A 13,972-nucleotide genomic window follows, 5' to 3' on the forward strand; every position below is an offset into this window, starting at 1 on the left:
CCCCACGCCCCGCCTGGGCGTTTCGATGCCCTCGTTCCGTCTCTGCGTGAAAGCTTTGCGATGTCTTCCCCGTCTTCTTCTCCGGCCTCCAGGGCCTGGCTGCTGGCCGCCGTCTGCCTCGCGGCGCTGGGCATGCCGCTGAGCTTCACCGGCCCCGCGGTGGTGCTGCCCGCGATCCACGCCGCGCTGGGCGGCAGCCCGGTGCAGCTCAACTGGGTCACCAACGCCTTCATGCTGAGCTTCGGCGCCACCCTGCTGGCGGCCGGCGCGCTGGCCGATGCCTTCGGGCGCAAGCGGGTCTTCCTGCTCGGTCTGGCGGTGGTGGCGCTGAGCTGTTCGATGCTGACCTGGGCGCCGGGCATCGTGGCCTTCGACCTGGTGCGTGCGCTGCAGGGGCTGGGTTCGGCGGCGGGCTTCGCGGCCGGCACGGCCGCGCTGGCGCAGGTGTTCGACGGGCCGGCGCGCACGCGCGCCTTCAGCCTGATCGGCACCTCCTTCGGCGTCGGGCTGTCCTGCGGTTCGATCCTCTCGGGCTGGCTGGCCCAGACCTTCGGCTGGCAGGCCGTGATGCTGAGCCCGGGCGCGGTCAGCCTGCTGGCGCTGTGCATCGCCGCGCCCGGCATGCGCGAGTCGCGCAACCCGCAGGCCCAGGGCCTGGACCTGCCCGGCGCGCTGAGCTTCACCGCCGCGCTGAGCCTGCTCACGCTGGGCGTGCTGCAGGCGCCCGACAGCGGCTGGGGCAGCCCGTGGGTGCTCGGTGCGCTGGCCGGCGCGACGCTGATGGGCGCGGTGTTCGTCGCCATCGAGCGGCGCGTCGCGCATCCGATGCTCGACCTGTCGCTGTTCCGCTTCCCGCGCTTCGTCGGCGTGCAGCTGCTGGCCGCGGCGCCGGCCTACGGCTTCGTGGTGCTGCTGGTGCTGCTGCCGCTGCGCTTCGTCGGGCTCGAGGGGCGCAGCGCGCTGGAGGCGGGCGGCTTCATGTTCGCGCTGTCGGGGCCGATCCTGGTGGTGCCGACGCTGGCGGCCTGGCTCGCGCAGCGCCATCCGGCGGGCGTGCTGTCGGCGCTGGGCCTGCTGATGTGTGCGACCGGCCTGTTCTGGCTCAGCCGCTGCGCGCCGGGCACGCCGCTGCCCGGCATGGTGGGGCCGCTGCTGCTGATCGGCGCGGGCATCGGCCTGCCCTGGGGCCTGATGGACGGCCTGGCGGTGAGCGTGGTGCCGCGCGAGCGCGCCGGCATGGCCTCGGGCATCTTCAACACCGTGCGCGTGGCCGGCGAGGGCATCGCGCTGGCGCTGGTCGGCGCGGGGCTGACGGCGCTGGTGGCGCGGCAGCTGGGCCTCACGGGCCACGGCGCGCTGGCCGCCTCGCAGGCTGCGCAACGCGTGACCACCGGTGACCTGTCGCAGGCGCTGGCGCTTCTTCCGGGGCTGGGCCGGGACGAAGTGCTGCATGCCTACGGCGCGGCCTTCGCGACGCTGCTGTGCGTGCTGGCGGCCGTGACGGTGCTGACCGCGCTGGCGGTGTTCGGCTTCCTGCGCGGGGAGGCGCAGCCGGATCTTCCCGAGGCCGTGGCGCTGGCCTCGGAGCCGCGCGCCTGCTGATGATGGCGGCGCAACGGCCGCCCGCCATGACATAGGTCGTGACATGTGGAAACGTCACAGGGCTGCCGGAGTCCCGGGTTCTGATGCAAAGTTCTGCGCATGTTCAGCCAGCGGTCTTCGACGATGGTCTGCCCGGAATGCGGCGCGCGCAACCCCGCGAGCGCACGGTTCTGCTCGGCCTGCGCCGCGCGCCTGGGTGCCGAGCCCTCGATCGGGGAAGAGGCCGTGCCCGTCTCGTCCGCCATGCCGGCGGCGCCGGCCACGGCCGACACCGGCACGATCTGGGTCAAGGTCTTCATCGGCGGGCTGGTGATCCTGCTCGCTTTCATGGGCTGGGCGCTCTACATGCTGACGGGCAGCAAGGTGCCGCAGCCACCGCCGACCGGGCAGGGCGCCGCGGTGCCCGAGGTGCCGGTGGCGCCGTCGCCACCCCCATCGCCGCCGCCGGTCGCCACCGCGCCGTCGGTGGCCCCTTCGCCGCCGCCGGTGGCCCCGCCGCCCGCCACCACCGGCACCGCGGCCGCGCCGTCCGATGTGTTTCCCTACACGCCGCCCCCGTCCGCGCAGCAGCGCCGCGCCGCGCGCGCGCGCGCCCGGGCGGCGCCGGCCGAGGCGGGCGCGGGGGACGCCGCCACGGGCGCCTGGGTCGAGCCCTCGCGGCCGCCCGCGATGACCTCCTTGCCAAGCTACCGTGACGATGGGCCGCCGATCGTGCCGGGCCCCCGGCCCGCCGCGGGTGCGGCGGTGCCCGCGGGTTCATCAGGCACCCCGGTGCAGCCGGCCGACCCGGGGCCGCCGGTGGTGGCCGGCCCGGGCCCGCACTACGACTTCTCGACGCCCGGCGCGCGCGGGCGTTAGGGCGTCAGAGCACCACCGGTACTTCGGTGGCCGGTGGGGTGTTGCGGCTGCGGCCGCTGCGCACGATGCCGTCGATCATCACCATGCCCACGCCCGGGATGTCGCCCAGCGCCACGCTCTCGAGCAGGCCCGGGGCGGGCGAATGCTGGGCGCGGTCCATGAACACGAAGTCGGCGTCGCGGCCCACCTCGATCAGGCCGCAGTTCAGGTTGCGGATGCGCGCGGTGTTGCCGGTCGCGAAGCAGAAAACCTGCTCGGCCGGGATGTTGGCGAAGGCCGAGATGAAGGACACCATGCGCAGGATGCCCAGCGGCTGCACGCCCGAGCCGGCCGGGCCGTCGGTGCCCAGGATCACGCGGTGCGGGCACTTGAGCTCGATGGCGGCGCGGGCCGCGGCGATGGCCGTCTTCTCGTTGCCGTTGTGCACGATCTCGATCGCGCGCGAGGACTTCTCGCACAGCTCGCACACGTGCGCTTCCGGCAGCGAGGTGTGGCCGCCGTTGATGTGGCCGATCACGTCGGCGTCGGCCTCGAGCACCACGTCCTTGTCGATGTAGCCCGAGCCCGGCACCGAGGGACCGCCGGTGTGGATGGTGCTCTGGATGCCGTACTTGCGCGCCCAGGCGACCATCTCCTTGGCCTCGTAGCCGGCCTTGACCGTGCCCAGGCCCACTTCGCCCAGCAGGCCCACGCCGGCCTCGGCCAGCTCCTTGAAATCGCTCTCGACCATGCCCTTCTCGATCACCGGCGCGCCGGCCAGCACCTTCACGCCGCTGGGGCGGAAGTTGTCGTAGGCGCGCTGCGCGGTGATGGCCAGGGCCTTGAGGCCGACGATGTCCTTGGGCCGCCCCGGCAGGTGCACTTCGCCGGCCGAGATCATGGTGGTGACGCCGCCGTTCATCGACGAGTCGATCCAGCCCAGCTGGCTCTGGCGTGGGGTCCAGTCGCCGAACACCGGGTGCACGTGGCTGTCGATCAGGCCCGGCGCGACGGCGGTCTTCCGGCAGTCGATGACCGTCTTCGCGCCCTCGAGGTCGCAGTCCTTCTCCTTGCCGACCGCGACGATCAGGCCGTCGTTCACCACGATGGTGTCGGCGTCCAGGATGGGCTTGTCGATGTCGCCCGAGAGCAGCAAGCCTATGTTCTTGATGACGACCTTGCCCGACTTTGCGCCGGCTGCGATTTCTGCCATGTCAAGCCTCCCGCCGGGCCGCCCCAAGGGAGGCTTGCGCCCCCTTGGGGGGCCGTGAACGAACGTGAGCGATGGGGGTCATGTTTACCTCGTGGGGTGGGGTGGGTTCTGTGTTCTCGTTCTCGTTCTCGTCCGCACGCACGGTGCGCAGCACGGTCTCGACGATGAAGTCTTCCCAATGCGCGACCGCCTCCGGCGTCTCGAGCGGCTCGCCGAGGAAGGTCGTCAGCGTGTGCCGGTTCGAGGTGTAGAAATAGCCGGTGGCCGCGATCAGCAGGTAGACGTCGCGGGCCGCCAGGTCGGTGCGGAACAGGCCCTGCGATGCACCACTGGCGAGCAGTTCGCGCACGATCGCGACCGCGCGCGAGGAGTACTCGCTGGCGCGCAGCGACTTCGCGATGTGCCGGCCCTTGTGCAGGTTCTCGGTGTTGAGCAGCGTGACGAACTCGGGGTTCTTGCGGTAGTAGCCCAGCACGAAGTGGATCACCGCCGTCAATGCTTCCACGGGGCGCGAGGTGTCGAGGTCGAGCGCGGCCTCGGCCTCGTCCATGCGCCGGTAGATGCCTTCGAGCACCGCAATGAAGAGGCCTTCCTTGCTGCCGAAGTAGTAATAGATCATCCGGTCGTAGGACTTGGCGGCCTTCGAGATCTTCTCGACGCTGCCGCCGTCGTAACCGTAGCGGGCGAACACCTTGGTGGCCGCCTTGAGGATCGCGTCGCGCGTGGCCTGCGCCGCTGCTTCGCGCACGCCGGTCTTGCGCTGGGGCTTGGCGGCGGGCTTGCGGGTGCTCATGCCGTGCGTCGGTGCGGGCACGCGAGGGCCAGCGCCGGCAGCCCATGCGTGCCGACTGCCGCGGAGCGAGCCATGCCGGCGACATCCGCGGGACTGGCTTCGCCAGACCGCAGGATGTGCCCCCCTGGGGGGGAGCCGCGCAGCGGCACGGGGGGGGTCATTTTTCGGCGAAGGCGCGTTCGACGACGAAGTCGCCGGGCGTGCTGGTATTGCCTTCCTTGAAGCCGCGGCCCTCGAGCATGTGCTTGAGGTCGACCAGCATGCCCGGGCTGCCGCACAGCATCACGCGGTCTTCGGCGGCGTTGATCGGCGGCAGGCCGAGGTCGTCGGTGAGCTTGCCGCTCTCGACCAGCTCGGTGATCCGGCCCATGTTGCGGAATTCCTCGCGCGTCACGGTCGGGTAGTAGAGCAGCTGCTTCTCGATCATCTCGCCCAGGATCTCGTGCTTGGGCAGGTGGTCGCTCACGAGGTCGTGGTAGGCCAGTTCGTCGACCTGGCGCACGCCGTGCACCAGGATGACCTTCTCGAACTTCTCGTACGTCTCCGGGTCGCGGATGATGCTCATGAACGGTGCCAGGCCGGTGCCGGTGCCGAACAGGTACAGGCGCTTGCCCGGCAGCGTGTAGTCGATCAGCAGCGTGCCGGTGGGCTTGCGGCCCACGATGATCGTGTCGCCGACCTGGATGTGCTGCAGCTTCGAGGTCAGCGGACCTTCGTCGACCTTGATGCTCAGGAACTCGAGGTATTCCTCGTAGTTGGCGCTGGCGATGCTGTAGGCGCGCAGCAGCGGCTTGTTGTTCACCTTGAGGCCGATCATGGTGAAGTGGCCGTTGGAGAAGCGCAGCGCGGGGTCGCGCGTGGTCGTGAAGGTGAACAGGCGGTCGGTCCAGTGGTGAACCGAGAGGACGCGTTCTTCGCTGAATGCACTCATGGGATGACTCGAAAAAAAGTGGACGAAATGGCAGGCGACGAGGGCTTGCTGTACCTGGCTGGCAGCGTCAACCGGCGGGCTCCGCCCGATTGTCGGTCACTGCGCACCAAGTCTGGGAGCCGAGGCCCGTTCAACCCGCCTCCGATCCCCGGAAACAGCTTGAACGGACCCTAGGAAAACACCCATGCAAGCATCGGGCCGGATCGGTACATTTCATGCGTCCAATGTAGTGAACACCACATGAAAGTGGAGTGGATGCTACACAAATGACAAATTGCGCACAAGCGTGGAACCGGCATGTTTGTTGCACGTGCTGCAGGACGCTTCAAGAGAGATGCCACGATGACTGAACACACCAAGACAGATGGCCTGCCGGGCATGGACGTTCCCACGGCCACCGATACCGCGGGCTTCGGCAAGGCGCCGCCGCGCAGCGAAAAGATGAGCACGGCCAAGGTCGAGTGCAACGCCTGCCCGGTGCTGTGCCAGATCTCCGAGGGCCGCACCGGCGCCTGCGACCGCTATGCCAACCGCGCCGGCGTGCTGGTGCGCGTCGACCCGGTGGTGCTGCTGCGGCGCGAACTCCAGAGCCCCGCGCCCGCGCTGGTGCCCTTCGCACGCGAAGGCGCCGAACCGGCGGCCGAGGGCGACGATGGGGTGGAGGCCGACTGGAACGGCGACCTGCTGCATGCCGACGAGGTCTTCGTGACCGGCGTGGGTTCGTCCACCACCTACCCCGACTACAAGCCCGCGCCCTTCATCGTCGGCTCGAAGGCGCAGGGTGTCGACATGGTCACGGTCGTGACCGAGGGCATCTTCAGCTACTGCAGCTTCAAGGTGAAGATCGACACCGACCGCTTCCTCGGCGCCGAGCAGGCCAACGTGCGCTACAAGGGCGAGGTCGTGGGCCATGTCACCACGGCCGAGTACGGCTCGCAGATGCTGTCGCTGGGCGGTGTGCACCACCTCACCGGCGGCAGCAAGAAGGAAGGCCGGATGACGGCCGAGCTGATGCAGCGGCTGGGCAACAAGCAGCCGGTCGAATGCACCATCGACGGCGGCTCCAGCCTCGTGATCCAGGCCGGCAAGGCCCCGATCGTCAACGGCGTCGAGGAACAGCGCATGCGCGTGGGCTGCGGCTCGGCCGCGGTCGGGATCTTCGCGCGCCAGTTCGCGGGCGTGGCCGACGAGGTGGTGGTGGTCGACGACCACATCACCGGCGTGCTCACGCAGCACCAGGCCGGGCGCTGCCTCGACATGCCCGAGTCGGGCATCAAGATGCTGGGCCGCAAGTCCACGCCCGGGCGCTACTTCCAGGTGGCCAACCCCGGCGACGGCTGGGGCGGCACCGACATCGCCGATCCGCTGGCGATCATCGAGGGCTGGGAAGAGGGCGTGGCCAAGCCCGGCCTGCGCCTGCTCATGACCTCGACCACCGGCGAGCATGCGCAATGGTACGTGCTCGACGAGGCGCTCAAGCCGGTCGAGCAGCCGATGCCGCCGGAAGTCAAACGCATCGTGGATCGCATCGGCGAGAACTGCGAGCCCTCGCTGTGCACCGTGCTCTTCCTCGGCGGTGCGGGCGGCAGCCTGCGCGCCGGCGTGACCGAGAACCCGGTGCTGCTCACGCGCGCCATCAAGCGCGCGCTGGTCAACGTGACCTGCGGCGGCGCGCCGGCCTATGTGTGGCCGGGCGGCGGCATCACGGTGATGGTCGACGTGATGCGCATGCCCGACAACAGCTTCGGCACCGTGCCCACGCCGGCCATCGTCGCGCCCATCGAATTCAGCATGCGCCTCGAAGACTACGCGGCGCTGGGCGGCCATGTCGAGCATGTGTTCCCGCTGCAGGAGGCGCTGGCGCGTGGCGCCTGGCAGGACGACGGTGCGCCGACCGCGCGGCAGTGGGTGCGCATCGACGATGCGAACCCGTGGCCGCTGGGCCAGCCGCCGATGCTGGGCTGACGCAGGCCATTCCATGCACGCCGAACGCCGCCAGCTCGACGCCCAGCGTTGGCACTTCCAGCACGGACCGATCGATCTGCTGATCGAGGCCGAGGGAGAGGCCGCGGCCGTGGCCGACGCGCATGCATCGGCCTGGGCGCGCTTCGAAGCGCTGCTGGCCGAGCTGGTGCGCGAGCTGCCCGCGCTGCGCGCGCCGGTCGGTGCGCACTGCCCGCTGCAGGGCCCGGTCGCCCAGCGCATGTGGCAGGCCTGCGCACCGTTCGGCGAAAGCTTCATCACGCCCATGGCCGCGGTCGCGGGCGCGGTGGCCGAGGAGATCGTCGCGTTCTACCGCCGGCCCGGCATCGAACGCGCCTGGGTCAACAACGGCGGCGACATCGCGCTGCACCTGGCGCCCGGGCGCTCGGCGCGCGTCGGGCTGTTCGCCGACCTGGCGCGCTTCGACCTGCGCGACACCGGCCCGCTCGCGACCGACGGCCAGTTCGAGATCCAGGCCGGGCAGCCGGTGCGCGGCGTCGCCACCAGCGGCTGGCGCGGCCGGAGTTTCTCGCTGGGCATCGCCGACAGCGTGACGGTGCTGGCCGCCACCGCTTCGCAGGCCGATGCCGCGGCCACGGTGATCGCCAATGCGGTGGACGTCGACGACGCCGCGATCCGGCGCCTGCCGGCGCGCGAGTGCAAGGACGACAGCGACCTCGGCGACATCCCGGTCACGGTCGAGGTGCCGCCACTGGCACCCGACTCGGTGCGCCGTGCACTCGATGCGGGCGCGCGCCGTGCACAGGCGCTGCAACGGCAGGGCCGGATCTGGGCCGCGGTGCTGGTTTGCCAGGGGCAATGGCGCCAGGTCGAACCCTTATGCTCCATCCGCGCCAACGTGCCGGCCGCTGCAGTTGGTTCAGTATTTGCTTAACGAAAAGACAGGCCTTCATTCCATGATCGATATCCGTCGCGTCTTCACCCATGTCGAGCACATCCACCACGAGTTCGGCCCGCGCGCCGCGACGCCGCTGGTGCGTGGCGCCATCGGCGTGGTGATGACCAATCCCTTCGCCGGCCGCTACGAGCCGGACATCCTGCCGATGATGGCGCTGCTCGACCCGGTGGGCGTGGACATGGCGCACCGGCTGCACGCGGCCATGGACGTGCCGCTGGAAGCCATCGCCACCTACGGCAAGGGCGCCATCGTCGGCGCCGCGGGCGAGCTCGAGCACGGTGCGCTGTGGCATGTGCCCGGCGGCTACGCGATGCGCGAGCTGCTCGGCTGGAAGGGCGACCGCGCGGCCTACACCGCGGGCAAGGCCGAGGACAAGAGCGGGCAGCCCGGCAACGCGCTGTCGATCGTGCCCTCGACCAAGAAGGTGGGCCCGCCCGGCGCCACGCTCGACGTGCCGCTGACCAACATCAACGCCAGCTATGTGCGCGGCCAGTTCGACGCCATCGAGGTGCGCGTGCCCGGCGCGCCGGCGGCCGACGAGATCGTCTTCATCCTCGCGATGAGCACCGGCTACCGCATCCATGCGCGCGTCGGCGGCCTGCTGGCCGAGAACATCTCCAAGTGGGACGGCCTGCGCTGAGCCCGAGACAACCAAGGAAGATCCAGACATGACCGCCAACATCCGCAAGCTCGTCATCCAGGTCGACGAGACCCGCAAGGAAATGGGCCAGGACGTCACGCCGCCCACGCGCCGCGCCGTCGCCATCGCCGTGATCGAGAACCCCTACGCGGGCCGCTACAGCGAGAACCTCGACCAACTGATCGCCATCGGCGAGGAACTCGGCGCGCTGCTGGGCCAGAAGGCCGTGGCCGCGCTGGGCATCGCGCCCGCCGATGCCCAGAGCTACGGCAAGGCCGCCATCGTGGGCGAGGCCGGCGAGCTCGAGCATGCGGCCGCGATCCTGCATCCCAAGCTGGGCGCGCCGCTGCGCGTGGCGGTCGAGAAGGGCGCCGCGCTGGTGCCTTCGGCCAAGAAGCGCGGCACGCTGGGCACCGCCATCGACGTGCCGCTGGGCCACAAGGATGCGGCCTTCGTGCGCAGCCACTTCGACGCGATCGAGGCCCGCGTGTCCGATGCGCCGCGCGCCGACGAGATCGTGGTGGCCGTGGCCGTGACCGACAGCGGGCGTCCGCTGCCGCGCATCGGCGGGCTGCAGCATGCCGAGGTCAAGGGCGAGGATGGTCTTCGCTAGGCCTTCCCGAGAAACACGGACATCTGGACGCAGAGGACGCGAAGATCACGCAGAAGGCGCAAGAAAGAGGATCCAAGATCTGGTTTTACTTTTGCGTCCTCTGCGAAATCTCTGCGCTTTCTGCGTCCGGTATCCGATCCCGGCCCCCCATCCGGACGCAGAGGACGCGAAGGTTTCGCAGAATTCGCGGAAGGAATCCAGGAATTGTTCTCCGGCTTCGCCTTGTTTTTGCGCCCTTTGAGTCCGGTCAAGTCCGAAATTTTTTTGCGTTGTTCCACCTAGGAGTTTCCCGATGAACCCATTGCGTCATGTCTTCAGCGCGGCCGCCGTCGCCACGCTCGCCACCGCCCTCGTTCCCGCGCATGCGCAGGGCGTGATCAAGATCGGCGAGATCAACAGCTACAAGGCGCAACCGGCCTTCCTCGAGCCCTACAAGAAGGGCATGGAACTCGCGGTCGACGAGATCAACGCCGCGGGCGGCGTCAACGGCAAGAAGTTCGAGCTCATCAGCCGCGACGACAACGCCAACCCCGGCGACGCGGTGCGCGTGGCCGAGGAACTGGTCTCGCGCGAAAAGGTCGACGTGCTGACCGGCGCCTTCCTGTCGAACACCGGCCTGGCGCTGACCGACTTCGCCAAGCAGAAGAAGTTCTTCTACCTGGCGGCCGAACCGCTGACCGACAAGATCGTCTGGAGCAACGGCAACCGCTACACCTACCGCCTGCGCCCCTCGACCTACATGCAGGTCGCGATGCTGGTGCCCGAGGCCGCCAAGCTCAAGAAGAAGCGCTGGGCGGTGGTCTACCCCAACTACGAGTACGGCCAGTCCTCGGTCGCGACCTTCAAGCAGCTGCTCAAGGCCGTGCAGCCCGACGTCGAGTTCGTCGCCGAGCAGGCGCCGCCGCTGGGCAAGGTCGACGCGGGCAGCGTGGCGCAGGCGCTGGCCGATGCCAAGCCCGACGCGATCTTCAACGTGCTCTTCGGGGCCGACCTGTCGAAGTTCGTGCGCGAAGGCAACACGCGCGGCCTGTTCAAGGGCCGTGAAGTGGTCAGCGTGCTGACCGGCGAGCCCGAGTACCTCGACCCGCTCAAGGACGAAGCGCCCAACGGCTGGATCGTGACCGGCTATCCCTGGGATTCGCTCAAGACGGCCGAGCACAAGGCCTTTGCCGATGCCTATCAGGCCAAGTTCAAGGACTACCCGCGCCTGGGCTCGGTGGTCGGCTACAGCGCGATCCACTCGCTCGCGGTCGGCATCAAGAAGGCCGGCAGCACCGACACCGAGAAGCTGATCGCGGCCTTCAAGGGCCTGCAGGTCGACAGCCCCTTCGGCAAGTTCATGTACCGCCCGCAGGACAACCAGTCCACCATGGGCGCCTACGTCGGCAAGACCAAGAACGAGAACGGCAAGGGCGTGATGGTCGACTACGTCTACCTCGACGGTGCCAAGTTCCAGCCGAGCGACGAGGAAGTCAAGAAGATGCGCCCCGCCGAGTAACTGTTGCTCGCCCCCAGGCTGCGCGCACTGCGTGTCGCTTCGCCAACCCCCTACCGGGGGCGGGCCGGCCGCTTCGGGCGGCCGCGCGCGGCGGCCCCCACGAATGAATAAAGCGTCCCCCAAGGATCCCCGATGAGTTTTTCAGGTTTTGTCGTTCAGTTGCTCAACGGGTTGGCCGGTGCCTCCTCGCTGTTCCTCGTGGCGGCCGGTCTTTCGCTGATCTTCGGTGTGACGCGCATCGTCAATTTCGCGCACGGCTCCTTCTTCATGGTGGGCATCTACGTGGCCTACACGCTGGTCGAGAAGCTGGGCGGCAGCCTGGGCTTCTGGCCGGCCCTGCTGCTCGCCGCCGTGGTGGTGGGCGTGCTCGGCGCGCTGATCGAGGTGCTGCTGCTGCGCCGCATCTACAAGGCGCCCGAACTCTTTCAACTGCTGGCCACCTTCGCGCTGGTGCTGGTCATCAAGGACGCGGTGCTCTGGCTCTGGGGCCCCGACGAATTGCTGGGCCCGCGCGCGCCCGGCCTGCGCGGCTCGGTCGAGATCCTGGGCCGGCAGTTCCCTTCCTATGACCTGTTCCTGATCGTGGTCGGCCCGGTGGTGCTGGGACTGGTCTGGCTGCTGCTCACGCGCACCCGTTTCGGCACGCTGGTGCGCGCCGCCACGCAGGACCGCGAGATGGTCAGCGCCCTGGGCGTGAACCAGGCCTGGCTGTTCACCGCCGTGTTCGCGCTCGGCGCCTTGCTCGCGGGCCTGGGCGGCGCGCTGCAGCTGCCGCGCGAACCCGCGACGCTGGAGATGGACCTGAACACCATCGGCGCCGCCTTCGTGGTGGTGGTGGTGGGCGGCATGGGCTCGCTGCCCGGCGCCTACGTCGCGGCGCTGCTGATCGCGGAGCTCAAGGCGATCTGCATCTGGCTGGGCGTGGTCAACATCTTCGGCTTCGCCGTCTCCTTCTCCAAGCTCACGCTGGTGGTCGACTTCCTGGTGATGGCCGTGGTGCTGGTCTGGCGCCCCTGGGGCCTGATGGGCCGGGCGCAGGCGCCCAGCCGCTACGTGGGCATGCAGGAAGAACCGCTGCGCCGCGCGGGCCGCGGCTACGTGATCGGCGCCGCGCTGTTCGCGCTGGTGCTGGCGGCCGTGCCGCTGCTCACGGCCAACGCGCCCTACACCGTGGTGCTGATGATCGACCTGCTGATCGCCGCGCTGTTCGCCGCCAGCCTGCACTTCATCATGGGCCCGGCCGGCATGCACTCCTTCGGCCACGCGGCCTACTTCGGCCTCGGGGCCTACGCCGCGGCACTGCTGGTGCGTTCCAGCGGCATGCCGATGGAACTGGCGCTGGTGGCCGCGCCGCTGATCGCCGCGCTCGGCGCCTTCGTCTACGGCTGGTTCGCGGTGCGCCTGTCGGGCGTGTACCTGGCCATGCTCACGCTGGCCTTCGCTCAGATCACCTGGGCCGTGACCTACCAGTGGGACAGCTTCACCGGCGGCAGCAACGGGCTGACCGGGGTCTGGCCTTCGGCATGGCTGTCGGACAAGCGCGTGTACTACTGGGTCACGCTGGCGCTGGTGGGCGGCGGCGTGTGGTGGCTGCGCCGCGTGCTGTTCTCGCCCTTCGGCTATGCGCTGCGCGCGGGCCGCGACTCGGTGCTGCGCGCCGACGCGATCGGCATCGACGTCAAGCGCATGCAATGGGCCGCCTTCGTGGTGGCGGGCACGGTGGCCGGCCTGGCCGGTGCGCTGTATGCCTTCTCCAAGGGCAGCATCTCGCCCGAATCGATGGCGGTCGGCAAGTCGGTCGACGGCCTGGTGATGGTGCTGCTGGGCGGCATCCAGACGCTGGCCGGCCCGGTGGTGGGCGCCGTGACCTTCACCTGGCTGCACGACACCGTGGCCCGCAACACCGATTACTGGCGCGCGATGCTCGGCGCGATCATCCTGCTGCTCGTGCTGCTGTTCCCGCAGGGGATCGCGGGCTCGATCAAGCAGATGGTCGACCGCCGGCGCAAGAGCGCCAAGGCCGAAGCACCGGCGCTCGGGGAGGTGAAGGCGTGAAGGTCAGGGGGCTTTCTTTCCACGCCGTCGCCGCTCCGGGCGCCTTGCCCTGCGCGCCTGCGCGCACCGCTTTCCAACGAGATTCCCGATGACCCTCCTGCAAGTCACCAACCTGGGCAAGTCCTTCGGCGGCGTCAAGGCCGTCGACGGCATCAGCTTCGACCTCGCGCCCGGCGAGTTGCTGGCGCTGATCGGCCCCAACGGCGCCGGCAAGTCCACCACCTTCAACATGGTCAACGGCCAGCTCAAGGCCGACCAGGGCTCGATCAAGCTCGGCGGCCAGGAACTCGTGGGCCTGAAGCCGCGCGAGATCTGGCGCATGGGCGTGGGCCGCACCTTCCAGATCGCCGAGACCTTCGCCTCGCTGACCGTGGTCGAGAACGTGCAGATGGCGCTGCTCTCGCACGACGGCAAGCTGTTCTCGATGTGGCGGCGCGCGGCCGACCACCGGCGCGAGGACGCGCTGGCGCTGCTCGAGCAGGTCGGCATGAAGACCCAGGCCGATCGCCCCTGCAGCGAACTGGCCTACGGCGACGTCAAGCGCGTCGAGCTGGCCATCGCGATGGCCAACGCGCCCAAGCTGCTGCTGATGGACGAACCCACCGCGGGCATGGCGCCCAAGGAGCGCAACTCGCTGATGGCGTTGACCAAGGAATTGGTGATCCAGCGCGGCATGGCCGTGCTCTTCACCGAGCACAGCATGGACGTGGTGTTCGCCTATGCCGACCGCATGATCGTGCTGGCCCGCGGCCGGCTCATCGCGCAGGGCAAGCCGCTGGAGATCCGCGACCATCCGAAGGTGCAGGAGGTGTACTTCGGCAGCGGCAAGACATTCGAAAAAATCGCAGAGAAAGCCGCGCAAGTGAATGCCGCGGTAGGAGCCTGAGC

The 13,972-nt window shown here is 69.4% G+C and carries 12 protein-coding genes; 9 read left to right on the plus strand and 3 right to left on the minus strand.

The window, feature by feature from the left end; genetic code table 11:
• The first annotated feature begins 60 nt into the window (after positions 1-60).
• Both QTI20_RS28025 and QTI20_RS28030 read left to right on the plus strand, forming a co-directional pair.
• On the plus strand, positions 61-1,602 hold the full coding sequence (locus tag QTI20_RS28025) for an MFS transporter (RefSeq protein ID WP_286555006.1): 1,542 nt from the start codon (positions 61-63) through the stop codon (positions 1,600-1,602).
• A gap of 99 nt (positions 1,603-1,701) precedes the next feature.
• Positions 1,702-2,460, plus strand: a complete 759-nt coding sequence (locus tag QTI20_RS28030) for a zinc ribbon domain-containing protein (RefSeq protein WP_286555005.1) — start codon at positions 1,702-1,704, stop codon at positions 2,458-2,460.
• 4 nt (positions 2,461-2,464) lie between these two features.
• Here QTI20_RS28030 and QTI20_RS28035 read toward each other — a convergent pair whose 3' ends face one another.
• The 3 genes from QTI20_RS28035 to QTI20_RS28045 all read right to left on the minus strand — a co-directional run bounded on the left by QTI20_RS28035 (position 2,465) and on the right by QTI20_RS28045 (position 5,376).
• A complete protein-coding gene (locus QTI20_RS28035; RefSeq protein ID WP_286555003.1) occupies positions 2,465-3,652 on the minus strand; it encodes an amidohydrolase family protein in 1,188 nt (395 codons plus the stop codon).
• 1 nt (position 3,653) lies between these two features.
• Entirely contained in the window at positions 3,654-4,445 is a 792-nt protein-coding gene (locus tag QTI20_RS28040; protein WP_286555000.1) for a TetR family transcriptional regulator, read from the minus strand.
• 157 nt (positions 4,446-4,602) lie between these two features.
• Positions 4,603-5,376 (minus strand): ferredoxin--NADP reductase, encoded by a 774-nt coding sequence (locus QTI20_RS28045; protein ID WP_183029137.1) that lies wholly within the window; start codon positions 5,374-5,376, stop codon positions 4,603-4,605.
• 342 nt (positions 5,377-5,718) lie between these two features.
• On the opposite strand from QTI20_RS28045, the gene QTI20_RS28050 reads away from it, so the two are divergent.
• From QTI20_RS28050 to QTI20_RS28080, 7 genes are all read left to right on the plus strand, one after another.
• Positions 5,719-7,341, plus strand: a complete 1,623-nt coding sequence (locus QTI20_RS28050) for a 6-hydroxynicotinate reductase (RefSeq protein WP_286554996.1) — start codon at positions 5,719-5,721, stop codon at positions 7,339-7,341.
• A 13-nt stretch (positions 7,342-7,354) separates the two neighbouring features.
• Positions 7,355-8,254, plus strand: a complete 900-nt coding sequence (locus QTI20_RS28055; RefSeq protein ID WP_286554994.1) for a UPF0280 family protein — start codon at positions 7,355-7,357, stop codon at positions 8,252-8,254.
• 22 nt (positions 8,255-8,276) lie between these two features.
• A complete protein-coding gene (locus QTI20_RS28060) occupies positions 8,277-8,918 on the plus strand; it encodes an amino acid synthesis family protein (protein ID WP_183029132.1) in 642 nt (213 codons plus the stop codon).
• Positions 8,919-8,946: 28 nt separating this feature from the next.
• Positions 8,947-9,531, plus strand: coding sequence for an amino acid synthesis family protein (locus QTI20_RS28065; RefSeq protein ID WP_286554991.1), 585 nt, complete (start codon positions 8,947-8,949; stop codon positions 9,529-9,531).
• Positions 9,532-9,823: 292 nt separating this feature from the next.
• Positions 9,824-11,029 carry an ABC transporter substrate-binding protein gene (locus QTI20_RS28070; RefSeq protein ID WP_286554989.1) on the plus strand — a complete coding sequence of 402 codons (1,206 nt, stop codon included), beginning with the start codon at positions 9,824-9,826 and terminating at the stop codon, positions 11,027-11,029.
• A gap of 132 nt (positions 11,030-11,161) precedes the next feature.
• A complete protein-coding gene (locus QTI20_RS28075; protein WP_286554986.1) occupies positions 11,162-13,084 on the plus strand; it encodes an ABC transporter permease in 1,923 nt (640 codons plus the stop codon).
• Between the two features lie 88 nt (positions 13,085-13,172).
• Positions 13,173-13,970 (plus strand): ABC transporter ATP-binding protein, encoded by a 798-nt coding sequence (locus QTI20_RS28080; protein WP_286554984.1) that lies wholly within the window; start codon positions 13,173-13,175, stop codon positions 13,968-13,970.
• The last annotated feature ends 2 nt before the right edge of the window (positions 13,971-13,972 follow it).

It is taken from the genome of Variovorax sp. J2P1-31 (genome assembly GCF_030317215.1).
GTDB lineage: Bacteria > Pseudomonadota > Gammaproteobacteria > Burkholderiales > Burkholderiaceae_C > Variovorax.

Coding starts and splice junctions, on each gene's coding strand:
- QTI20_RS28075 (WP_286554986.1), top strand. CDS start 11,162: ATGAGTTTTTCAGGTTTTGTCGTTCAGTTGCTCAACGGGTTGGCCGGT.
- QTI20_RS28035 (WP_286555003.1), bottom strand. CDS start 3,652: ATGGCAGAAATCGCAGCCGGCGCAAAGTCGGGCAAGGTCGTCATCAAG.
- QTI20_RS28045 (WP_183029137.1), bottom strand. CDS start 5,376: ATGAGTGCATTCAGCGAAGAACGCGTCCTCTCGGTTCACCACTGGACC.
- QTI20_RS28070 (WP_286554989.1), top strand. CDS start 9,824: ATGAACCCATTGCGTCATGTCTTCAGCGCGGCCGCCGTCGCCACGCTC.
- QTI20_RS28025 (WP_286555006.1), top strand. CDS start 61: ATGTCTTCCCCGTCTTCTTCTCCGGCCTCCAGGGCCTGGCTGCTGGCC.
- QTI20_RS28060 (WP_183029132.1), top strand. CDS start 8,277: ATGATCGATATCCGTCGCGTCTTCACCCATGTCGAGCACATCCACCAC.
- QTI20_RS28080 (WP_286554984.1), top strand. CDS start 13,173: ATGACCCTCCTGCAAGTCACCAACCTGGGCAAGTCCTTCGGCGGCGTC.
- QTI20_RS28040 (WP_286555000.1), bottom strand. CDS start 4,445: ATGAGCACCCGCAAGCCCGCCGCCAAGCCCCAGCGCAAGACCGGCGTG.
- QTI20_RS28065 (WP_286554991.1), top strand. CDS start 8,947: ATGACCGCCAACATCCGCAAGCTCGTCATCCAGGTCGACGAGACCCGC.
- QTI20_RS28030 (WP_286555005.1), top strand. CDS start 1,702: ATGTTCAGCCAGCGGTCTTCGACGATGGTCTGCCCGGAATGCGGCGCG.
- QTI20_RS28055 (WP_286554994.1), top strand. CDS start 7,355: ATGCACGCCGAACGCCGCCAGCTCGACGCCCAGCGTTGGCACTTCCAG.
- QTI20_RS28050 (WP_286554996.1), top strand. CDS start 5,719: ATGACTGAACACACCAAGACAGATGGCCTGCCGGGCATGGACGTTCCC.